Raw genomic sequence first — 22,601 nt, forward strand, 5'->3', positions numbered from 1 at the left:
TGTGGCGGGCGGGGTCGTACGATCGCAGCCATGAGCGGGCACGTGACGGGGGCGGTGGCGGCGCTTGCCGACGAGTTGCCCGGCTGGGTTTCACTGCTGCGTGCACCGAACCCGGGGCCGATGACCCTCGACGGCACCAACACCTGGGTGCTGCGCGCCCCGGCAGCCGAGTACGCCATCGTGGTCGACCCCGGGCCGGCGGACGAGGGGCATCTGACCCGGATCGCCGAGCACGGCCCGATCGGGCTGATCCTGATCACCCACGGCCACCCGGACCACACCGAGGGCGCGGCGCGGCTCAGTGAGCTGCTCGGCGGGGTGCACGTTCTCGCCGTCGACCCGGCACACACCATCGGCGGCGACCCGCTGACCGAGCCGGGCGAGCACCTCGGCGGCTTCGGCCTGGAGATCCGCCTGCTGAACACCCCCGGGCACACCGCCGACTCGGTCTGCTTCCTGGTCGAGCACGCCGACGAGCGGGTGGTGCTCACCGGAGACACGATTCTCGGCCGGGGCACCACCGTGGTCGCCCACCCGGACGGGCACCTCGGTGACTACCTGACCAGCCTGGAGCTGCTGTCCGCGTACCCGGGAATTCCGGCGCTGCCCGGACACGGCCCGGCGCTTGCCGACTGCGCCGCCGCCGCCGACTTCTACCTCGCCCACCGTCGGGCCCGGCTCGACCAGGTCCGGGCGGCGGTCGCCGCGGGCGCCCACACCCCCGCCGACGTGGTGGCGACGGTCTACGCGGACGTGGACCGGTCCCTCTGGTGGGCGGCTGAGTGGTCGGTCCGTGCCCAGCTGGAGTATCTCGGCGTCGACACCGGGGAATCCGCACCCGGGGTCAGTGGGTTGGAGCACATGTGACCTGCCCCGTGTGTGGAACCGTTGCCGTTCCCGGCGCGCGGTTCTGCCACAACTGTGGCGCCGCGCTGCCGGCTGCCGCCACGTTGCCGGCGGCCGAGCGTCGGGTGGTCACCGTGCTCTTCGGCGACCTCTCCGAGTTCACCTCCTGGTCGGAGGACCTCGACCCGGAACGCGTCGGCGCGGTCACCGACCGGGTGCTCGCCGCCCTCGCGGGTGCGGTGAAGACGTTCGGCGGGCACGTCGACAAGCTGACCGGTGACGGCATCATGGCGGTCTTCGGCGCCCCGGTTGCGCACGAGGACGACGCCGAACGTGCCGTTCGGGCCGCGCTGTCCATGCAGCGCGCCGTCCGCCGGGTGCTCGACGACGAGCGGGGTGGCGGCGCGCCCCTCGGGCTGCGGGTCGGTCTGAACACGGGCGACGTCATCGCGGGCATCCAGGCCGCGATCGAGTACACGGTCATCGGCGACACGGTGAACACCGCGGCCCGGCTCGCCGACGCCGCCGCGGTCGGGGCCGTCTACGCGGGTGGACGCACCGCCGCCGCCACGCGGCACGTCTCCTCCTGGCGGGCGCTGCGCCCGCTGCGGCTCAAGGGCAAGCGGGAGCCGGTCGAGGCGTACGAGCTGCTGGGTCTGCTTGACGCGCCGGGCACCCGCTCGGGGCTCGGCGACGAGGCGCCGTACGTCGGCCGGGAGACGGAGATCGGTCGGGTCGCCGGCCGGCTCGCCGAGGTGATCGACCAGGGCGACCCACGGGTGCTGCTGATGACCGCCGAGGCGGGCATCGGCAAGTCCCGGTTCGCCGCCGAGGTGGAGCGCCTCGCCGCCGGGTACGACGTCGGTGCCGGCCGGTACGCGGCGCACACCGGGGCCCGGGTGCTGTCCGTGCGCTGTGCCGCGTTCGGTGAGCGGCGACGGCTCGCGCCCCTGGCCGACCTGGTGCGGGCCGCCGTCGGTCTGCCGAGCGACGCGTCCACCGCGCTGACCCGCCCGGCGGTGGAGGAGCGGCTGCGCCGCCTCGGGCAGCGGCTCGCCCGCTCCGGTGTGGAGACCGCGCCGATCGCCACCGAGCAGCTGCTCGCCCTGCTCGGCTACGCCGAACTCCCGGCGCACGCGGGCGGCGACAGCGGCGAGTGGGGCGGCTCGGGCACCGCCGCCGCAGACGCCGACGTGGTGCCGAACGCGGTCGCCGACCTGCTCAGCGGGCTCGCCTCGGAGGCGCCGCTGGTGATCGTGGTGGACGACCTGCACGACGCCACCGCCGAGACGATAGGTGCCCTCGGGTTGACGTTGTCCAGGCTCACCGGCCCGGTGCTGGTGCTGCTGCTCGGTCGCCCCGAGTTGGTGCGTACCGCAGGCGCGCTCACCCGGGTCGCGGACGCCGAGGTGCACTCGCTGCCGCCGCTGCGCGGTGCCGACGCGGCCCGGTTGCTCACGAGCTACCTCAGCGGCGGCAAGCTGCCGCAGGCCGACACCGACAGGTTGCTCGCCACCGCGCAGGGCAATCCGTTCTACCTGGCCGAGCTGGTCACCCTGCTGATCGAGCGGGGAGCGCTCACCACGGAGTCGGCGCGCGGTGTCCGCGCCACTGTGGAGCGGCCCGGGTCAGGCGAGCGGGACCAGACCCCGTCGAGCGGGTGGCGGTTGGTGCCCGGTTCGCTCGGCAGCCGGCTGCTCTCCCGGGACCTCGCCGCAGTGCTCGCGGCCCGGATCGACGCGCTGCCGCCGGACGCCCGGTCGGTGCTGCGCGACGCGGCGGTCACCGGCGACACGGTGCCGACCGGCGCGCTTGAGGCGATGCGGGAGCAGCGTGCCGGCCGGGACGGCCGACCGTCGGCAGTGGTCGCCGTCGAGCTGGACCGGGCGGTCGAGGAGTTGCTGCAACGACGGATGCTGCACCGCTCACGTACCGGCTACTCGTTCGCCACCCCGCTGATGCGGGAGGCCGCGTACGCCGGGGTGAGCAAGGCCGAGTTGGCCGAGCGGCACGCCGCGCTTGCCCGCTGGGCTGCGCCGGTGGACGAGGCCACGGTCAGCACGGTGGGCGGGTTCACCGACGAGGCCCGGGACGACTTCGTGGCGATGCACGTCGAGCGGGCCGCCACGCTCGCCGACGCGGTGAAGCTGCGCCCGGACGCGTCGGCCCGCGCGGTGGTTCCGCTCGGCGTCGCCGCGCTCGGTCGGGCCGCCCGCCGGTCGCTGTCCGCCGGGGAGCCGGCGATGGCCGTCGAGTACGCCGAGCGCGCCACCGAACTGGCCCGCGCCGGGGTGCCGGCAGCCGATCAGGTGGTGCACGCTCGGGCGTTGCTCCAGGTCGGCCGGGTCGCCGACGCGTTGGCGTACGCCGAGAAGATCGCCGCGAACGCGGGGGACGAGGCCACCCGGGTCAGTGCCCTGCTGCTGGCCGGGCAGGCCCAGGAGACGCTCGGCGACCAGGGCCGGGCGGTGACCGCCTGGCAGGAGGCGTTGCAGGTGGCCGCTGACGGGCAGCTGCCCGCGCTGCGCGCCACGGCGATGCGCCGGCTCGGCATGGCCGACTTCGTGGCGGGACGGCTCAGTCAGGCGAGCAGCCGGCTGGCGGCCGCGTACCAGGTCAGCCTCGGTGCCCAGGACCGACGCGGACAGGCGTGGTCGCTGCAGAACCTGGCCTGGGTGACGACCACCCGGGGGGACTTCGCCGGCACCGACGCGGTGCTCGGCCGGGCGGCCCGGCTCTTCGCCGAGCTGAAGGACCCGTACGGGCGGGCCTGGCTGCGCGGCACCACGGCGTTCGCCCGGCTGCTCGCCGGCCGACTGCGCGAGGCCTGTCGGATGGCGCAGGTGTTCCTGCCGTTCGGCGAGCGGGTCGGTGAGGCGTGGGCGGTGGGAACGTTGCGCGCGGTGGCGGCGTTCGCCACCGCCGAGTTGGGTGACCTGGCCGAGGCGGATCGGGAGGCCCGTCGCGCGTACCGGGAGTTCGCCGCCGCCTCCGACGACTGGGGGCGCGGGTTCGCCCTGGTGGTCCGGGCGGTGGTAGCCCGCGGGCTGGGCGAGCCGGAGCACGCGGCGGACCTGCTCACCGACGCCCTGGCGTACGCGGAGCGCACCTCCCATCCGCTGCTCACCGGGATGGCCGGGACACTGCGGGGCTTCGTCGCGATGGACATGGGCGACTGCGAGACGGCCGAGCGGGTGGCCCGCGCGGTGCTTACCGCCGTGGAGCCGCACAACCCGCAGGCCCCGGCGCAGGTGGCGCCCCGGGTACTGCTGGCGACGGCCCGGCTTGCCGCCGGCGACTCGGCGACAGCGGTCGGGCTGCTCGCCCCGGTGGCCACGGCCGCCTCGAACACGCCCTCGCTGCTCTTCTCCCGCCGCCAGACGATGGCCCAGTACGCTGCGGCGCTGCTCGCTCACGGTCAACGGGAACAGGCGTTGGACTGGGCCCGCCGCGCGGTCACCGCACCGGCGGAGGACGTGCGTAGTCAGGTGATCGCGGCGAGTGTGCTGGCGGAGGCGTTGGCCGCCTGCGGGCTTCCGGCGGAGGCGCTGTCCTGTGCTGAGGAAGCGGTCCGCCTGGCGTACGCGACCGAACAGCGCAGCGAACGCGCAGCAGCCGACGCCCTCCGAACCCGCCTAACCGCCCTGGTCTAACCCCCACGTTGGGGGAGGTTTTGGCGGTTTCGGGGATGTGGTGGTCGGGGTGAGGGGCTAGCGTGTCACCACCGCGTACGGGTCCACAGTGGTGACCGTCGCCGTGCCTGGGGAGGCCCTTCATGAAGCTGCCGCGATCCATCGCGGGCTGGACCATCGCGGTCTTCGGCGTGTTGGCGCTGGTGATGGGCGCGGTCGGGCTGCTCTGGCCGGAGGCGCAGCTGCGCATGCTCGGGTTCGAGGTGCCGGAGACGCGGGCCGTCGGTGACCACACCGGCACGTTCCTGCTGGCGTCCTCGATGGCGGCGTTCAACATGGGCGTCTACTACCTGCTGGCCACGGTGACCGAGTGGCGGTCGTTCTACCGGTTCACGGTGGTCTTCCGGCTGGTCACGTTCACCGTGTTCACCATCGCGGTGCTTGCCGACATCGCCCCCGACCGGTTCTTCGGGGTGGCGGCGTGGGAGGGGCTGGGGGCCGTTGCCACCGCAATCGGTCTGCGCCTCGATGCCCGGCGGGGCGTCCCGGCCGGTGAGCTCGGATCGTCCGAGGGTGCCGGGACGGCTGCGGTCGCCGAGGAGGGTACCGGTCCCGCCGGTGCGGCTCCGGCGGACGCGGTGCGCTGAGCCATCGGTCGGGTTGGGTATTTTCGAGCGGTGACCGACACCCCGACCGGCGGCCTGCCAGTGCCGATCGTGCCCGGTCTGACTGATTTGCGGGTCTTTGCCCGGGGCGGGTACGCGACCGTCTACCAAGCCACGCAGATCTCCGTGGGCCGTGAGGTCGCCGTCAAGGTAGAGAACCGGACGCTTGACAGCGAGCGGGATCAGGCCCGCTTCCTGCGCGAGGCGCGGGCGGCCGGGCGGATGTCGTCACACCCGCACGTGGTGGACCTCTTCGACGTGGGGGTCACCGTCGACCAGCACCCCTACCTGATCATGGAGCTCTGCGACGGTTCGTACGCCGAACGGATGCGTACCTCGCCGTTGGGCCCGGTGGAGGCCCGCGACCTGGGCATCAAGATCGCGGACGCGCTTGCCCACTCGCACGCCGCCGGGGTGCTGCACCGGGACGTGAAACCGGCGAACATCCTCCACTCGCCCTTCAACTCGGCGGTGCTCGCCGACTTCGGGCTCGCCGTCCTCGCCGAGCACCGGGACGCCTCGGTCACCCTGGAGGTGCTCACCCCGGCGTACGCGCCGCCGGAGATGTTCAGCCACAGCCCGCCGTCGCCGGCCGTCGACGTGTACGCGCTCTGCGCCACCCTCTACGCGGTGATGCACGGCCGGCCTCCGCGCTGGCAGTCCGAGCGCAACCCGAGCCTGGTCACCGTGCTGGAGATGTTCAACCAGCCGATTCCCGGCCTCCCCGGGGTGCCGGACGAGCTGATCGACGTGCTGCGCGCCGGCATGGCCAACGATCCGACCGAGCGTCCCTCCGCCCTGGAGCTGCACGACCTGCTCAGCAACCTGCCGCTCGGCTCACCGGCGGCCCCGGTCAGCGGTGCTCCGGTCAGCGGTGCCGCGACGCTCTCCGGCCCGTACGCGGCCAGCCAGCCGGTGCCCCGCCCGCCCATCGAGGACACGCAGCGGGCGGTCCCCGCCGGCCGGCGGTGGCGACGCTGGCTCTTCGGCGGGGCCGGGGTGCTCGCGCTCGCCGCCTCCGCGACGGCCGGGGCCTGGGTCGCCGATCGGGCGCCACCACCCGCGCCGTACCCGTCGGCGACCCAGATCGCCGCACCGGCGACCGGGCCGCTGCCCGGCTGCACGACCGGCCCCGGTGCGCCCACCGCCCTGCCCGAGGGTGCCCGGTGCCTGCCTGAGCTGGAGTGTTTCGGCCCGATGCGGATCCGCGGCAGTCGCGCCGAAGCGGCCCGGCTGTCCTGCGCCGGCCGGCACACCTGGGAGACGTACGCCGAGGGCATCCTGCCGGTGTCGCTCGTCGGCGCCGACTACGACGAGGTGGCGGCGGCCGAGCCGGTACGGCAGGTGTGCAGCGCCACCACCTTCCGCCTGACCACCGGCATCGCCGAGCCGACCGGCTGGCACCTGGAGGTGCTGCCACCTGTGGACGGCAGCATCGATCGGACCTACAGGTGTCTGGCGGGGCGCGGCGTGGATGCGCTCACCGCGCCCACACTCACCGGCCGCTGAGCCCGTTCGACCCGCGTCGGCGGTCACGCACCGCACGCAACGCGTCCCGACTGTCGAGCGCGTCGAGGGTGTCCGCGTCGATCCCGTACGGCATCAGCTCGGGCGGCCCGACGGCTGCCGACCGATCCACGGGCTCCGGATCGTCGACCTGACGGGCGGCGGAGACGGCGACCCCGGCGACCATGGTCATGAGCACGCAGAGTAGCGCGAGAGCCACGCCGAGGAGGTCCTGTCGGCGCCACACGACGAGCATGACCAGCGGCGCAAGGGCTCCCAGTGCCGCGAGCACCGCCACCGTGCGCGCATCGGGTCTGGACAATCGGCTCACCCGTCCAGCATGTCGTGACGAGCCCGGCTGTCAACCGCAGAGCCGACCGCCGCGCCGATCGACGTCGATCCGGACGACCCGCCCGACATGCTCCGGCGGATGCACACGGATTCGACAGGAGCGGCTACTCTCGGTGTCCCGCAGGCTCTTCCGGCAGCGAGGTCGCCCATGAACTCAGGCAGTTCGCAAACCCGGCTCCGCTCGATCGCGTCGACGCTGGCGGTCGCTCTCACTCTCGTGCTCGCCGCCGCCGCCGGTTGCGACAGCCGGCAGGAACCGGAGTTGCCCTCCGTGCAGGAGAAGATGCGCGAGACGCACATCTACGGTCAGTCGAAGCTCCGGATCGGTGTCGCCACGAACGAGCCGCTCATGGGCGACCTGCGAAACGGTCAGCACGTCGGGTTCGACGTCGAGATCGCCAGGTACGTCGCGGCCTCCCTCGGCTACGAGGGAGACCAGCGGCTGGAGTTCGTGTCGGTCGCCACGGAGGACCGCATCCCGTCGCTCCAGGGCGGCACCGTCGACCTCGTGGTGTCCAGCTTCTCCATGACCGAGGACCGCAAGAAGCTGGTCAGCTTCGCCGGGCCGTACTTCGTCACCACGCAGGAGGTGATGGTGCCGGTCCGACTCAAGGACGACATCCGCACCATCGAGGACCTGCGTGACCCCGCCTACAAGGTCTGCACCAGCGGCGGCTCCACCACCGAGGCCGAGTTGGAGAAGCACCAGGTCAAGACGTTCGTGGTCAAGGACGTCGGCGACTGCGTCGATGGCATCCGAAAGGGCCGCTACGACGCGGTCAGCTCCGACGAGTCGATCCTCGCCGGCTTCCTGGCCAGCTTCCCCAAGGAGTTCGAGATCGTCGACATGCCGTTCGGCACCAGCGAGTTGCTGGGCATCGGCGTGCCGATCGGTGATCCGGCGCTGCGCGATCTGGTCGCGTTCTTCCTGCAGAAGAGCTACGAGCAGGGCCGGGACGGAGACGCCAGCCCCTGGCAGACCGCGTACAACCGGACCCTCGGCCCGTGGTTGAAGGCCGAGAAGCGCCAGCCACAGCCGCTGGAGGTGCCGAAGCTCGTCGACTTCGACGACAAGGCGCCGGCGAAGTGAGCGCGACGCCGACCGCCACCGGCGGTGACGGGCCGGTCCCGCCACCCCGCACATCCGTGCCCGCCGCCGCGCCGACAATCGACGGTACGGCCGCAGCGCCGCCGACCGTCGACCCTCCGGCGGCCGGTGCGGGGAGTGAGGTCGCCTGGCCGGCCGGCGTGCCGGTCGCCGAACCGGCCGAGCCGGTCGTCGCCGAGGTCGAACCCGGGCGGGTCCGCTGGGATCCGGCCGAGCGTCGCGCCCGCGCCAGCCAGTCCTTCTGGACGGCAGTGGTGGGCGTACCCGCGATCTTCTCGGTGCTCCGCCTCGGCGTGGAGGCCGGCGGCGAGCTCCAGACCACGCTGCTGCTGGTGGCAAACGTCGGGCCGGTCAACCTGCTCGCCGGCTTCCTGACCACGGCGGCCCGGCTGCTCTCCACCGGCCTGGTCGCCGTGTTCGCGCTCGGCGCGGTGCTGGCCGTCAGCGCGGACCGGCTCCCGCCCGGCACCCGCCGGCGTCCGCTCTTCGCCAGGTGGGCCGACATCACCCCGGCCTGGGTGGTGCTGGCCAGCTTCCTGCTCGCCCTGATCACCTGGCCGTTGCTCTACCTGCCGCTGCTGTTGCCGGCGTTCGTGGCGGCGTTCCAACTGCGTCCCGGGCGGCTGCACGAGCGGGTCGTGCCTCGGCTGCTGCTGATCGGCGCGCTGCTCGCCGGGTACGGGTGGCTGATGCTGCCCACCCTGCGGGCGGCGGTGCAGCAGGGCGGGGAGTCGGTGGCGCTGGCGCTCCTCGTGGTGCCGCCACTGCTGGCCCTGTTCATCGCGGGGCCGCTGCCGGGCATGGTGATCCGGCCGCTCGCGTCGGTGACAGAGGTGGCGGTGCTGGCCACCCTGGTCTGGGCCGCGGTGCCGGTGATCAGCACACCGGTGTTGCCGCTGACCGTCACCACTGTAGGCCCGGAGAGTGGGCCCACCGAGGACGTACGCGGGCACGTGGTGACCACCGACGACGTCAACATGGTGATCCTCCAGGAACGGGGCGGCGTCCGGTACGTGCCGGTCGGCCTGGTCCGTGCTCAGGTGCTCTGCCCGAGCGAGGAAGAGCTGCCCCGCCACCAACTGCGCATTCACGACTTCCACGTCGAGGATTCGCTGTTGGAGGGTATGGGTCGCCGGGTCCGCCCGGTCCACCGCATCGACGCCGCCTGCCGTAACCCGGCCTGAGCGCCCCGCCCCGCTTGATCGACTCGGATTTCAGGAACTCGGGGTGTTGCCGGCTGGCGGACACCGCAGGTTCAAGGAGACCGAGTCGATCAAGCCGCGCGGCCGGGCCGGGTCAGTACGACTTGTCCTGGCCGAGGACGTGTTGGGCCACGAAGTTGAGGATCATCTCGCGGCTGACCGGGGCGATCCGGCCCGCCCGGACCGCGCCGAGCAGGGTCGCCACGCCGTACTCGGTGGTCATGCCGGCACCGCCGAGCACCTGGACGGCGGTGTCCACGGCGAGTGCGGCGGCCTCCCCGGCCGCGTACTTGGCCATGTTGCCGGACACCCCGGCCTCCAGGTCACGGCCCGCGTCGTAGAGGGTGGCCGCCTTCTGGATCATGAGGCGGGCCAGTTCCACCTGCACCGCCGCGTGGGCAAGCGGGTGCGACACCCCCTGGTGGGAGCCGATGCTCCGACCACCCCAGACCTTGCGGGTGGCGGTGTACTCGCTGGCCCGCTCGATGGCGTACCGGCCGGTGCCGGCGCCCATCGCGGCCACCGTGATCCGCTCCGGGTTGAGCCCGGCGAACAGGGCCGGCAGCCCGGCGTCGAGCGACTCACCGAGCAGGGCGTCGGCGGGCACCCGTACGTCGTCCAGGTAGAGCAGGAACTGGTTCTCCGGGGACACGATCTCCATGTCCAGTTTGGACCGGGTCAGCCCGGCCGCGTCTGTCGGCACCAGGAACAGTGCCGGCTTAAGCCTCTGCGGAGGCGTTTCCCCTGAGCCGGCTGGGCCGTCATCGACGGCGACGCGGGCCACCACCAGCACGTGCCCGGCCTCGTCGACGCCGGAGATGTAGCACTTGCGGCCGTTGAGCAACCACCCGTCACCGTCGCGGCGGGCCACCGTGCCGAGTCGGTGGAAGTTCGAGCCGGCCTCCGGCTCGGTGATCGCGAAGACGATCTTCTGCGAGCCGTCGGCGAGGCCCGGCAGGTGCCGCTTGCGCTGCTCCTCGGTGCCGTGCCGGGTGAGCACGGTGGCCGCGATGGCGGGGGAGACCACGAGCAGCAGCAGCGGACAGCCGGCGGCGGCGAGTTCCTCGCAGACGATTGCCAGTTCGGTGATGCCGCCGCCCCCGCCGCCGTACTCGGCGGGGATGTTGACACCCAGGTAGCCGAGCCGCCCGGCCTCCGCCCAGAGTTCGGTGGTGTGTTCGCCGGACTTCGCCTTCTCGACGAAGTAGGAGTGACCGTACCGGCGGCCGAGCGCCCGCACGGCGTCGCGCAGCTGGTCCTGCTCGGGGGTGAGGTCGAAGGTCATCACGAGTCCTTTTCGTCGATAACGGCAAGCACCGCGCCCGTCTGCACCTGACCGCCGGGCGGCACCGGCAGTTCGGTGACCACGCCGTCGACCGGTGCCAGCACCTGGTGTTCAAGCTTCATCGCTTCGAGCGTGAGCAGTGGGTCGCCGGCCGTGACCCGCTGACCGACCTGGACGTGCACCCGGGTCACCGCGCCGGGCAGCGGCGCGAGCAGCGACCCGGCCGCCACCGCCGCGGTGGGCAACGGGAGGCGCGGCAGCTCGTCGAGGCTCGCCGCCCCGTCCGGGCCGTCCACGAAGACAGCCGACCCCACCCGGTGTACGCGGTACGCGCGACGAACCCCGTCGACGTCGAGCACCACCCCGTCCGGGGTGGCCTCGACAAGCGCGACGCTGGTCTCCGACTGGCCGTCGGCCGCACCTGAAGCAGTTGACGTGCCGGACCAGTGGGCGAGCCCGCCGGTCCGGTCCAGGCGGTAGCGGACCTCGACCTCGTCGCCGTCAGCGCCGACGAACCGGCTGACCTGCGGGACGGCGGGCACGTTGCGCCAGCCGGAGGGCAGCCCGCCCAGCACCGGCGCGGTCGCTCGACGCTGGGCCGCGCCCGCCAGTGCGGCGGCGAGGGCGGTGAGCGGGAGTTGGTCGGCGGGGAGCAGCGGGGCGAAGACCTCCGGGTGCCGGTCCAGGAAGCCGGTGTCGATGTCGGCCGCTCCGAACTCCGGGCTGCGCAGCACCCGGACCAGCAGGTCGCGGTTGGTCGTCACCCCGTGCAGCTCGGCCCGGGCCAGCGCGCCCGCCAAGGCCCGTGCCGCCTCGGCCCGGGTCGGCGCCCAGGCGATCAGCTTGGCGAGCATGGAGTCGTAGTGCACGCTCACCTCGGAGCCCGTGCCGACGCCGGAGTCCAGCCGCAGGCCGGCCCGCTGGAGGCCACCGAACTCCCGGTCGACTCCCGGGATCGCGAATCGGTGCAGCACGCCGGTCGCGGGTCGCCAGCCCTGCGCCGGGTCCTCGGCGCACAGGCGCACCTCGATCACGTAGCCGCGTACGCCCGGCTCGTGCAGGTGCTCCGGCAGCGCCGCGCCCTCGGCGACAAGCAACTGCCACCGCACCAGATCCAGCTCGACGGGGACGGTCAGCTCGGTGACCGGGTGCTCCACCTGCAAGCGGGTGTTCATCTCCAGGAAGAAGAACTCACCCGTCGGCGCCAGCAGGAACTCCACAGTGCCGGCACCCACGTAGTCGACGGCACGTCCGGCGGACACCGCCGCCTCGTGCAGCGCCGCCCGCATCTCCCCCGGAAGCACCCCGGGGGCCTCCTCAATGATCTTCTGGTGTCGGCGCTGGATCGAGCACTCCCGCACCCCGAGGGCGGCCACCCGGCCGTGCGAGTCACCGAGGATCTGCACCTCGACGTGCCGGCCCCGCTCGACGTACCGCTCGATGAAGACCGTGCCGTCGCCGAACGCGGCGGCCGCCTCCCGGCTGGCACTGGCGGCGGCCTCGGCCAGCTCGTCCGCGTCCCGGACGATCCGCATGCCCCGCCCGCCGCCACCGGCGGACGCCTTCACCAGCACCGGGAAGTCGCTGACCTCGTCGGCGTCGGTCCAGCTCGGCAGCATCGGCACACCCGCCTCGGCGAGCAGCGCCTTCGCCGCCAGTTTGTCTCCCATCGCGGCGATCACCGTGGCCGGCGGCCCGACCCAGGTCAGCTCCGCGTCGGTCACCGCCGCCGCGAACTCGGCGTTCTCGGCGAGGAAGCCGTAGCCCGGGTGGACCGCGTCCGCGCCGGCCTTGCGGGCCGCGTCCAGGATCAGATCCGCCCGGAGGTACGTCTCGGCCGGCGAACTCCCCGGCAGGCGTACGGCCTGGTCGGCCTCGGCCACGAACGGCGCGTGGGCGTCCGCGTCGGAGTAGACGGCGACGGTCTGCACACCCATCGCCCGGCAGGTGGCGAAGACCCGGCGGGCGATCTCGCCCCGGTTGGCCACCAGCAAGCGTTCGATCATCGATTGACCCCTCACATCCGGAAGATGCCGTAGCCGTCGGCGCCCTTCACCGGTCCGTTGTGGATCGCCGAGAGGCAGAGCCCGAGGACGGTCCTGGTGTCCCGGGGGTCGATCACCCCGTCGTCGTAGAGCCGGCCGGAGAGGAAGAGCGCGCCGGACTGCGACTCGATCTGCTGTTCGACCATCATCCGCATCGCCGCGTCGGACTCCTCGTCGTAGTCGCGCCCCCGGGCGGCAGCCGCCTGCCTGGCCACTATCGACAGCACCCCGGCGAGCTGGGCCGGGCCCATCACCGCCGACTTCGCGTTCGGCCAGGTGAACAGGAACCTCGGCTCGTACGCCCGGCCGCACATGCCGTAGTTGCCCGCGCCGTACGAGGCGCCCAGGTTCACCGTCAGGTGTGGCACCGTCGAGTTCGACACCGCATTGATCATCAGAGCGCCGTGCTTGATGATGCCGCGCTGCTCGTACTCGGTGCCGACCATGTAGCCGGTGGTGTTCTGCAAGAAGATCAACGGGGTGTCCGAGGCGTTCGCGAGCTGGATGAACTGGGCAGCCTTCTGCGCCTCCGCGCTGAACAGCACCCCTCGGGCGTTGGCAAGCACCCCCACCGGGTAACCGTGCAGCTCACCCCAGCCGGTGACCAACGCGTCCCCGTACGCCGGCTTGAACTCGTCGAAGTCGCTGCCGTCCAGGATCCGGGCCAGCACCTCCCGGGGGTCGAACGGCACCTTCAGGTCGGCGCTGGTGATGCCGAGCAACTCCTCCGGGTCGTACTTCGGCGGCTGCGGCACCGCCGTACGCGGCGACGGGCCCTGTTTGCGCCAGTTCAGCCGGCGGACGCACTGTCGGGCCAGCCGGATGCCGTCCCGCTCGTCGACGGCCAGGTAGTCGGCGAGCCCGGACGTGCCGGCGTGCATCGCCGCGCCGCCAAGCGACTCGTCGTCGGTGACCTCGCCGGTCGCCATCTTCACCAGCGGCGGACCGGCCAGGTAGACCTGCGACCGGTCCCGAATCATGATCACGTAATCGGACATCCCCGGCACGTACGCGCCACCGGCCGTGGCGTTGCCGAAGACCACGCTGACCGTGGGGATGCCGGCCGCCGAGAGCCGGGTGAGGTCACGGAACACCCGACCGCCGGGGATGAAGATCTCCGCCTGGGTGGGCAGGTCCGCCCCGGCCGACTCGACCAGATTGACCATGGGCAGCCGGTTGGCCAGGGCGATCTCGCCGGCTCGCCGGGTCTTCGCGAGGGACCAGGGGTTGACCGCGCCGCCGCGTACCGTCGGGTCGTTGGCGACGATCAGGCACTCCACGCCCTCGACCACCCCGATGCCGGTGACCACGCTGGCCCCGACCGGGAAGTCCGAGCCGTACGCGGCGACCGGCGACAACTCCAGGAACGGGCTGTCCGCGTCCACGAGCAGCTCGATGCGCTCCCGGGGGAGCAGCTTGCCGCGGGCGTGGTGCCGGGTCACGTACTTCTCGCCGCCCCCGGCGCGCGCCTGATCGAGCGCGGTGTCCAACTCGGCCAACCGTTCCAGCAACGCCGTCCGGTTCGCGGTGTACCCGGGCGATGCCGGATCGACTGCGCTGTCCAGAATCGTCACAGGCCCATGCCCTTCGCGATGATCTCGTTCATGATCTCGGTGGTGCCGCCGCCGATGCCGAGGATCCGCGCGTCGCGGTAGTGCCGCTCCACCTCGGCGTCACGCAGGTAGCCGAAGCCACCGTGCAGCTGCAACGCCTGGTCGACGACGTGGTCGCAGGCGGCCACCGCCACGTTCTTGGCCATCGCCACCTCGGTCACCACCGGCTCGCCGGCAGCGACCCGACCCGCGACGGCGTGCACGTACGACCGGGCCGCCTCCGCCCGGGTGTGCATCTCGGCCAACCGATGCCGGATCAGCTGCCGGCTGGCAAGCGGGCGCCCGAAGGTCTCCCGGTCCCGGCACCAGCGCACCGCCAGCTCGACGCAGCGCTGCGCGGTCGCGTACGCCTGCGTCGCGAGCGACAGCCGTTCCGCCGCGAAGTGCTGCATGATCGCCAGGAAGCCGGTGTTCTCCGCGCCGATCCGGTTGGCGACCGGAACCCGCACGTCCACGAACGACAGCTCGGCGGTGTCCGAACAGTGCCAGCCCAGCTTCTCCAACCGGCGTCCCACGGTGAACCCGGGTGACCCCTTGTCGACGACGAGCAGGGTGAGTTCACCGCTGCCGGGGAAGTCGGTGCAGACGGCTGTGGTGACGAAGTCGGCCCGGTGCCCACTGGTGATGTACGTCTTCGAACCGTTCACCACGTAGTGGTCCCCGTCGCGGCGAGCGGTCGTACGGATGCCGGCCACGTCCGAACCGCCGTCCGGCTCGGTGATGGCCAGCGCGCCGATCATCGTGCCGGACAGGGTGGGTCGGACGTACCGCTCGATCAGGCTGTCGTCGCCCGGGGACGACGCGCCACCGAGCCGGCTGCCGAGCGACCCGCCGGTGCGGGCACCTGCCGCCGCGACCATGTGCGGCAGCGCGATTCCGTGCGTGAACAGGGCCGCCACCAACCCGGACGAGCCACCCGAGCGGATCAGCTCCTCGGTCACGATGATCGAGTCGAGCAGGTCACCGCCGCTGCCGCCGACCGACTCGGGGAAGCCGATGCCGAGCAGACCGATCTTCGCGGCGGTGGCGTGAAGTGCCCGGGGCACCTCGCCGGCCCGCTCCCACTCGTCCAGGTGGGGCAGCACCTCCCGGTTGACGAACGCCCGGGTCAGCTCACGCAGCTGCCGGCGCTCGGGGGTGTCCACGATGCTCACCGGGATGCCCCCGTCGAAAGGTCGGCCGGCAGGTCGACGATGCGGGCGCGGAGCAGCTCGCCGAGTGCCTTGGCCTGCGGGTCGAACCGGGTGGACGCGGCCACCCCCGCGCCGAGCAGCCCCTCGACCACGAAGTTGACCGCACGCAGGTTCGGAAGCTCGTATCGTCGCACCGACAGCGGAGCGGTCTCCGGCAGCAGTTCGGCCAGCCGGTCGACCGTCAACCAGGTCCGCAGCCACGCGTACCCGGTGTCGGTACGCGCCCAGACACCGAGGTTGGCGTCCCCGCCCTTGTCCCCGGAACGCGCACCGACCACCTCCCCGAGCTGCCCGCGCCGGGTCGGGCCGTCGACCGGCGCGTCACCGCCCGGGTCGGTCTCGTCCGCCGACCCGGGAGCGGTGCGGATCGGCGGGGCGATCGGCACCCGCTCGCCGCCGGGAAGCACCGCGATGTGCGCCACCGCGTCCTGCGGCACCGCGTCGGCGGTGAAGACGCCGTACGGTGTCGCGTCGCCGGGCAGGGTGGTCAGCGTGCAGCCCGGGTACGAGGCCAGGGCCAGCTCCACCGCGGCGGCCGAGAAGGCCCGCCCGGCGCGTGCCCTGTCACCGTCGCGCAGGTGTACGTGCAGCAGAGCGCTCGCCGCCTCGGTGTCGGCGGCGTCCGGGTGGTCGGTCCGAGCGAGGGTGAACTCCAGCCCGTCCTTGCCGACCGCCTCCTCGATCTGCCCCCGGACCAGGGCCGCCTTCGCCTCGATGTCCAGTCCGCAGAGGACGAAGGTCATCGAGTTGCGGAAGCCGCCGAGGTTGTTGACGCCCACCTTGAGCGTGGGCGGTGGCGGCGTGCCCCGTACGCCGGAGACCCGGACCCGGTCCGGCCCGTCGGGGTGCAGCGTCACCGTGTCCAGTCGGGTGACCACGTCCGGCCCGAGGTACGACGGGCCGGCGATCTCGTAGAGGAGTTGGGCGGTGACGGTCTCCACGGTGACCGCGCCGCCGGTGCCCGGATGCTTGGTGAGCACGGACGAGCCGTCGGGGTGCACCTCGACGATCGGAAATCCGGGCCGGTGCCCCCCGTCGGGCAGCTCGGTGAAGAAGCTGAAGTTGCCGCCGGTGACCTGTGCGCCGCACTCGACGAGGTGCCCCGCGACGGTGGCACCGGCCAGCTCGTCGAGGTCGTCGCGGCCCCACCCGTACCTGGCGATGGCCGGGCCGACCACAAGCGACGCGTCGGTCACCCGGCCGGTGACCACCACGTCCGCGCCGGAGTCGAGGCAGGCGGCGATCCCGAACGCGCCGAGGTACGCGTTCGCGCTCAGCGCGTCCGGCCGCCGGATCGTGTCGCCCTCGACGTACCCGACCCGGGCCCCCAGGCCGAGCCGCTCGGCGAGCTGCTCGATGGCGGCGGCCAGGCCGGCCGGGTTCAACCCGCCGGCGTTCGTCACGATCCGCACCCCGCGATCGAGGGCGGTGCCGAGGCAGGTCTCCAGTTGCCGCAGGAACGTCTTCGCGTAACCCAGGTCGGGATCGCGCAGGCGGTCCCGAGCGAGAATCAGCATGGTCAACTCGGCCAGGTAGTCGCCGGTCAGCACATCCAGCTCACCGCCGTCGAGCATCTCCCGCCAGGCGGTGAACCGGTCGCCGTAGAAGCCGGAGGCGTTGCCGATGCGGATCATGCCCGTACCCCGTTTGCGCTGGCCGGCTTCCGACCGTCACCCGGCGGCCCGGCGAAGGCCTGCGCCACGTCGAGCCACTCGTCGACCACCGGACCGGTGGCGACCAGAGCGAGGTCCGCGCGGTGCCGGCGCTGGGTGACGAGCAGGCAGAAGTCCCGAGCCGGGCCGGTGAGCCGGTCGGCGGCGTCCGCCGGGCCCCAGCTCCACGTGTCGCCGCCGGGCCCGACCAGCTCCACCCGGACCGGCGCCGTCGGTGCCTCCCGGCCGTGCGCGGCGAAGCCGTGCCCGAGGGTACGCACGCCAAGGTGCGCCACGTGCCGAAGTCGGTCGGTGTCGGGGCGGACCACGGCGAGGGCATCGGCCACGTCCGCACCGTGCGCCCAGGTCTCCATGAGCCGGGCGGTGGCCATCGAGGTGGCCGACATCCGGGTGCCGTACCAGGGCACCTTGCCGCCGGGCGGAACGGCGGCCAGGGCGTCGGCGAGCGCGGTACGACCGGCCCGCCAACGGGCCAGCAGGTCGGCCGGCGGGGCGAGGAACTCCTCGGCGCCGACGTCGACGAGCCGGGTCACGTCCGGTGCGGAGGTCACCGTCGCGAAGAACGCCTCGGGATCGGTCGCGGCCAACAGCGCGACGTGGTCGGTCCAGGCGAGGTGGGCGATCTGATGCCCGATGCTCCAGCCCGGCGCGGGGGTCGGCCTCGCCCAGTCGGCTGCGGGCAACGGCGCCACCAGGGCGTCCAACTGGGCCGACTCGTCGGCCAGGTCCACGAGCAGGTCGCTGAGGTCGACCATGGTGCCTCCGGTCGGTGGTGGCCGGTGCGGCCGGCGGTCAGGGCGTGAGCAGGGTGGCGAGCTGGCGCTTCCAGGTGGTCAACAGGGCGGCGCGGCGGGCGGAGTCGTCGCTGAGCAGGTTGGCCACCCCGAGCCCGCGGAGCAGGTCGAGCGTGGCCTGCACCGCTTCGCGGACACCGGGTCGGCGCTCGTCGACACCGAGCAGGGCGACGGTGAGCCGGTGCATCTCCCGCCCGACCGTCGCCTCGAGCGGCACCAGGGCATCCCGGAGCTCCCGATCGGTGCGGGCCGCGACCCAGAGCTCGAGCGCGGCCACGAACAACGGCCCGGTGAACGCCACGGCGAGCAGGTCGACGACCCGGTCCAACCGCTGCGGGCCGGCCGGGAGCGCCTCGGCCTCGGTGCGCAACTCGTCGGCCCGGCGCTCGGCCAGATGGGCCACGGCGGCCGTCACCAACGCTGCCTTCGTCGGGTAGTGGTGCAGTTGAGCACCCCGCGAAACACCTGCCCGCGCCGCGACGACAGTGGTCGTGGTGCCGGACCAGCCGTGCTCGATCAGGCAGTCGACGGTCGCCTCCAGCAGGCGGGCCTGGGTGGCGCGGCTGCGTTCCTGCTGAGGTACGCGGGTCGATGCGGTGGGCACGGGGACAGCCTGCGGCCTACGAAACAAACAGTCAAGACTGACTTTTTCGAAGGTCTCGGCAAACTGGTGCGTGCGCCTGGGGTCTGGCCCCTGCGGGTTGACCCGACCGCGACCGGTTGACCTGTCGGGCTGACCTGGCTGCCTCAGACCTGGGCAGCTCCGAAGACAGCGAACATCGATCTCTTCTCCAGCCCGGCCCGCGCTTGCTGAACCGATGCGCGCGCCCCACCCTGATCCCCCATGAGTGGCTCAGTCTCCCTATGGAGCTGATGTCGTAAACGAGTCGACCGTCGGTCGGTCCGGGCCGTCGACGTCATCCGCCCATCGGCGGTGCTGATGTCGCAAACGATTCAGCTCCAAAGGAGGCCCGACTCATATCCTGCGGCCGTCCACCTCGGCTGTCGCCCTCGGCTGCGCCGCGTGAGCCGCCAGCCGCCAGCCCGCACTCCGGGGGGCCGCCGCCGGAGGGCCGCCGGCTCAGCGGCCGTCGCGGGGACCGAAGACGGCCAGTGCGTCGGCGTCGCTGTGCTGGGAGCGGAGGTACTCGTCGGCCCAGGCTACGGCGTCGGGAAACGTGGACCCCGCTGCCACCCGGGCGCAGGCCGCGTCCACGTCGAAGGCGGTGCGGCGCAGTTGGACGCCCGGCCCGAGCAGCGCCCACCACGCACCGGTTCCCCCGTACGGCATGCCGATGCTGCCCGGGTTGACCACCAGGCGCCGGTCGACCAACCGGGTGAAGGGCATGTGCGTGTGGCCGCAGACCACTGTGGAAACCTCGGCGGGTAGACCCTCGAACACCTCCGCCCAGCGTGCCATCCGGGAGTCGACGAGCACGACCTCTTCGTCGTCGCGGGGCGTCGCGTGGCAGAACAGGGTCGGCCCGAGCCCGGTGATCTCCAGCGTCACCGTCGCCGGCAGCGCCGCGAGCCGGGCCACCTGGTCGTCACGTAGCTGCCCGGCGGCCCAGTTCGACACCTCGATCGACGCCGGTCGGCCGGCTCGGGCCTCGACCAGCTCGCGGTCGGCGTTGCCGCCGACCCAGCACACCCGGTCGCCCAGACCGGCGAGAACGTCCAGCACCTCGACCGGTTGTGGGCCGGCGGCGATGTCACCGGTGAGCACGATCAGGTCAGCGGCGGCCACGTCCGGCTCGGCCAGCACGGCCTCCAGCGCCGGCAGGACGCCATGGATGTCGGAGAGCACAGCAACACGGTTCACCATGGCCCCACCCTCACCGCTGGCACCGTCACACACCAGCGATTCTGCGGCGGGCAGACGGCAAACGTCCCCGCCTACCGTCAGCGACGGTAGGCGGGGACGTCAGGTGCTGCTCAGACGCGGGCGCGACGGGCCAGACGCTCCGGGTCCAGGATGATGATGCTCTTGCCGTCCAGCCGCAGCCAGCCGCGCGAGGCGAAGTCGGCGAGCGCCTTGTTGACGGTCTCCCGGGAGGCGCCGACGAGCTGGGCGATCTCCTCCTGGGTGAGGTCGTGGGTCACCCGCAGGACGCCGCCGTCCCGGGTGCCGAAGCGGCCGGCCATCTGGAGCAGGTTCTTGGCGACCCGGCCCGGCACATCCGTGAAGATCAGGTCGGCGAGTGAGTCGTTGGTCCGACGCAGCCGCCGGGCGAGCACCCGGAGCAACTGCTCGGCGATCTCCGGGCGGTTGTTGAGCCACGGCCGCAGCGCCTGCTTGCGCAGCCGCACCAGCCGGGTGTCGGTCACCGCGGTGGCGGTCGCCGTACGCGGACCCGGGTCGAAGAGCGACAGCTCGCCGACCATGTCCGACGGCCCCATCACCGCGATCAGGTTCTGCCGGCCGTCCGCTGCGCGGCGACCAACCTTGATCTTCCCGGACAGCAGGATGTAGAGGCTGTCACCGGGCTCGCCCTCATTGAAGACGATCTCGCCCTTGCGGACCTCGATCGTCTCCATCTCCTTGGCAAGCGCCTCGGCAGCTTCCGGGTCGACACCCTGGAAGATCCCGCTGCGGGCCAGTACCTCGTCCATTGCGCACCTCCGGTTGCGCGTGCCGTCCGTCGGCCGGGGACGCCGTCCGCTGATCCCCTCGCGCGCCGCCAAGTCTAGGCGCACATGAGCATGAATCAGAGGTCGCCCCTGGAATCTTGATCGGTGGGCGTAACCTGCCCGACGTGCTGAGCGAGCCGATTCTGACCAGCCGGGCCGAGGAGGGGCGGAGCGTCCCGCTGCTCGTCTGGCGCGCGGACGCACCCCTGCGGGCGGTCAGCAGTGGCCCGCTGGGCGGTGGCATCGGGGTCCGGCGGTGGGTGCTGAACGCGACGGTACCCATGTCGTACGACCGGGAGGACCCGGCGGCACACCTGGCCTCGCTCGCCGACGAGCTGGCCCTCGACGGGCCCGGGGTTGGTCTGCTGACCGGCGTCGACGTGGCCGAGGTGGTGGCGCGGACCGACACCGGAGTGCGGGCCTGGGTGACGGTCGGGCTCGGCACGCCGGTGCCCGCGGCCGCGCCGACGCCGGCCGCGCTCGCCCACCGCGCCGGCACCGTCAACATCGTGGTGTACGTGCCGGCCCGGCTCGCCGACTCGGCGCTCGTCAACGCGGTGGCCACCGCGACCGAGGCGAAGACCCAGGCGATCACCGAACTGGGGGTACCGGGGACCGGCACGCCCACCGACGCGGTCACCGTGCTCTGCCCCGTGGACGGGCCGGAGGCCGCCTACGGCGGTCCGCGCTCCGCCTGGGGTGCCCCGCTCGCCCGAGCGGTGCACGCGGCGGTGCTCACCGGCGGTGCTCGGCCGGTCGTGCCATGGTCTGAGCAGCTCACCGGCGAGAAGTCCACCCGATCGGCTGGCGTCGGCGCGTTTAACGAGCGGTAGGGTCGCGGGCGATGTACGCTCCCGCCCCTTTCGCGTCCCGCCCGCGCCGCCGCGTCGCCCTCGGCCTCGCCGCGCTGCTGGCTGCCCTCCTCGTGGCCGGCTGTGCCGACTCCGGTGGTGAGGCACCCGTCTGGCAGCCCGGCGCGGGAGGTGGCGGCACCGGCGCGCCGGTCTCCACGGCCGGCCCGAAGGGCAGCGGACCCGCCGGTCAGGGTGGTGCGATCTCGCTCTCCGCCACCGGCGACATCATCATGGGCAACGCCCCCAGCCGGCTGCCCGCCGCTGGCGGTAAGGGCTTCTTCAGCTCGGTCACCGAGGCGCTCAAGGCCGATCTGGTGATGGGCAACCTGGAGGAGCCGCTGACTGTCGACACCGGCACGGGCAAGTGCGGGGCGAACTCCACCCGCTGCTTCCAGTTCCGCGCCCCACCGGAGTACGCCGGGCACCTGCGGGACGCCGGCTTCGACGTGCTCAACCAGGCCAACAACCACGGCTACGACTACGGGCCGAAGGGCTACGAGAACACCCAGAAGGCACTGAAGGAGTACGACCTGGAGCACACCGGGGCGCCGAACGAGATCACCGTGGTCGACGTCAAGGGAGTCAAGGTCGCAGTCGCCGGCTTCTCGTCGTACGTCTGGTCGAACAGCCTCGTCGACATCGCCAAGGCGAAGGCGGTGGTCGCCAAGGCCGCCACCATGGCCGATCTGGTCGTGGTGCAGGTGCACATGGGCGGCGAGGGCGCCGACAAGACCCGGGTGAAGCCGGGCACCGAGATGTTCCTGGGGGAGAACCGGGGCGACCCGGTGAAGTTCTCGCACGCCATGATCGACGCCGGCGCCGACCTGATCGTCGGGCACGGCCCGCACGTGCTGCGCGGGATGGAGTTCTACCAGGGGCGTCTGATCGCGTACAGCCTGGGCAACTTCGCCGGCGGTGGCAACTCGCTGAGCAACGCGGGTCGACTCGGCTGGGGCGGCGTGCTGAAGGTGTCGCTCAAGCCGGACGGCACCTGGGCCGGCGGCACGTTCACCTCGACGTACATGAACTCGGCAGGCAAGCCGACGATGGACAAGGACGACCGGGGCCTGGGTCTGGTCACCGAGTTGAGCCGCTCCGACTTCCCGAAGGGCGGCGCTCGTCTGGACGGGCAGGGCAAGATCTCGCCGCCGACCGCCGGCTGACCCGAGCAGGGCCGTCGGGGGTGCGACGTAGGCTGACCGT

Annotated in this window: 18 protein-coding genes; 8 read left to right on the forward strand and 10 right to left on the reverse strand. The window is 72.7% G+C overall.

Translation table 11 applies throughout. From position 1 onward, the window contains the following. Window positions 1-30 precede the first annotated feature (30 nt). From ACWER9_RS03115 to ACWER9_RS03130, 4 genes are all read left to right on the forward strand, one after another. Window positions 31-867 carry an MBL fold metallo-hydrolase gene (locus ACWER9_RS03115; protein WP_452300211.1) on the forward strand — a complete coding sequence of 279 codons (837 nt, stop codon included), beginning with the start codon at window positions 31-33 and terminating at the stop codon, window positions 865-867. Beyond that, entirely contained in the window at window positions 864-4,499 is a 3,636-nt protein-coding gene (locus ACWER9_RS03120; protein ID WP_452300212.1) for an adenylate/guanylate cyclase domain-containing protein, read from the forward strand. Before ACWER9_RS03115 ends, ACWER9_RS03120 begins: the two co-directional genes overlap by 4 nt. A gap of 122 nt (window positions 4,500-4,621) precedes the next feature. After that, complete coding sequence (locus tag ACWER9_RS03125; protein WP_452300213.1) at window positions 4,622-5,125, forward strand: hypothetical protein; 504 nt, start codon at window positions 4,622-4,624, stop codon at window positions 5,123-5,125. A 30-nt stretch (window positions 5,126-5,155) separates the two neighbouring features. Then, window positions 5,156-6,652, forward strand: a complete 1,497-nt coding sequence (locus ACWER9_RS03130) for a serine/threonine-protein kinase (RefSeq protein WP_452300214.1) — start codon at window positions 5,156-5,158, stop codon at window positions 6,650-6,652. Here ACWER9_RS03130 and ACWER9_RS03135 read toward each other — a convergent pair. Continuing rightward, window positions 6,639-6,980 carry a hypothetical protein gene (locus tag ACWER9_RS03135; RefSeq protein ID WP_452300215.1) on the reverse strand — a complete coding sequence of 114 codons (342 nt, stop codon included), beginning with the start codon at window positions 6,978-6,980 and terminating at the stop codon, window positions 6,639-6,641. The genes ACWER9_RS03130 and ACWER9_RS03135 overlap by 14 nt on opposite strands. A gap of 168 nt (window positions 6,981-7,148) precedes the next feature. Here ACWER9_RS03135 and ACWER9_RS03140 point away from each other — a divergent pair, with 168 nt between their 5' ends. After that, complete coding sequence (locus ACWER9_RS03140) at window positions 7,149-8,090, forward strand: transporter substrate-binding domain-containing protein (protein ID WP_452300216.1); 942 nt, start codon at window positions 7,149-7,151, stop codon at window positions 8,088-8,090. Then, window positions 8,087-9,292, forward strand: coding sequence for a hypothetical protein (locus ACWER9_RS03145; protein WP_452300217.1), 1,206 nt, complete (start codon window positions 8,087-8,089; stop codon window positions 9,290-9,292). The genes ACWER9_RS03140 and ACWER9_RS03145 overlap by 4 nt, the downstream gene beginning before the upstream one ends. Window positions 9,293-9,404: 112 nt before the next feature. Here ACWER9_RS03145 and ACWER9_RS03150 read toward each other — a convergent pair whose 3' ends face one another. The 9 genes from ACWER9_RS03150 to ACWER9_RS03190 all read right to left on the reverse strand — a co-directional run bounded on the left by ACWER9_RS03150 (window position 9,405) and on the right by ACWER9_RS03190 (window position 20,526). Further along, on the reverse strand, window positions 9,405-10,595 hold the full coding sequence (locus ACWER9_RS03150; protein ID WP_452300218.1) for an acyl-CoA dehydrogenase family protein: 1,191 nt from the start codon (window positions 10,593-10,595) through the stop codon (window positions 9,405-9,407). Further along, complete coding sequence (locus ACWER9_RS03155; RefSeq protein ID WP_452300219.1) at window positions 10,595-12,601, reverse strand: acetyl/propionyl/methylcrotonyl-CoA carboxylase subunit alpha; 2,007 nt, start codon at window positions 12,599-12,601, stop codon at window positions 10,595-10,597. The genes ACWER9_RS03150 and ACWER9_RS03155 overlap by 1 nt, the downstream gene beginning before the upstream one ends. Before the next feature lie 11 nt (window positions 12,602-12,612). Then, window positions 12,613-14,214, reverse strand: a complete 1,602-nt coding sequence (locus tag ACWER9_RS03160) for an acyl-CoA carboxylase subunit beta (protein ID WP_452300220.1) — start codon at window positions 14,212-14,214, stop codon at window positions 12,613-12,615. After that, entirely contained in the window at window positions 14,211-15,407 is a 1,197-nt protein-coding gene (locus ACWER9_RS03165) for an acyl-CoA dehydrogenase family protein (protein ID WP_452300221.1), read from the reverse strand. The genes ACWER9_RS03160 and ACWER9_RS03165 overlap by 4 nt, the downstream gene beginning before the upstream one ends. Next, entirely contained in the window at window positions 15,404-17,080 is a 1,677-nt protein-coding gene (locus ACWER9_RS03170) for an acyclic terpene utilization AtuA family protein (RefSeq protein WP_452300222.1), read from the reverse strand. The genes ACWER9_RS03165 and ACWER9_RS03170 overlap by 4 nt, the downstream gene beginning before the upstream one ends. Continuing rightward, the gene (locus ACWER9_RS03175; protein WP_452300223.1) at window positions 17,077-17,874 is read right to left on the reverse strand and encodes a TIGR03084 family metal-binding protein; all 798 of its coding nucleotides are present in this window, start codon (window positions 17,872-17,874) and stop codon (window positions 17,077-17,079) included. Before ACWER9_RS03175 ends, ACWER9_RS03170 begins: the two co-directional genes overlap by 4 nt. 37 nt (window positions 17,875-17,911) lie before the next feature. After that, on the reverse strand, window positions 17,912-18,517 hold the full coding sequence (locus ACWER9_RS03180; RefSeq protein WP_091403316.1) for a TetR/AcrR family transcriptional regulator: 606 nt from the start codon (window positions 18,515-18,517) through the stop codon (window positions 17,912-17,914). Window positions 18,518-18,994: 477 nt separating this feature from the next. Next, window positions 18,995-19,738 (reverse strand): metallophosphoesterase family protein, encoded by a 744-nt coding sequence (locus ACWER9_RS03185; protein ID WP_452300224.1) that lies wholly within the window; start codon window positions 19,736-19,738, stop codon window positions 18,995-18,997. 110 nt (window positions 19,739-19,848) lie between these two features. Further along, complete coding sequence (locus ACWER9_RS03190; protein ID WP_007466162.1) at window positions 19,849-20,526, reverse strand: Crp/Fnr family transcriptional regulator; 678 nt, start codon at window positions 20,524-20,526, stop codon at window positions 19,849-19,851. A 143-nt stretch (window positions 20,527-20,669) separates the two neighbouring features. On the opposite strand from ACWER9_RS03190, the gene ACWER9_RS03195 reads away from it, so the two are divergent. Further along, on the forward strand, window positions 20,670-21,377 hold the full coding sequence (locus tag ACWER9_RS03195) for an adenosylcobinamide amidohydrolase (protein ID WP_452300225.1): 708 nt from the start codon (window positions 20,670-20,672) through the stop codon (window positions 21,375-21,377). Between the two features lie 11 nt (window positions 21,378-21,388). After that, window positions 21,389-22,561 carry a CapA family protein gene (locus ACWER9_RS03200; RefSeq protein WP_452300226.1) on the forward strand — a complete coding sequence of 391 codons (1,173 nt, stop codon included), beginning with the start codon at window positions 21,389-21,391 and terminating at the stop codon, window positions 22,559-22,561. Window positions 22,562-22,601 lie beyond the last annotated feature (40 nt).

The sequence above is a fragment of the Micromonospora sp. NPDC003944 genome, assembly GCF_053605225.1.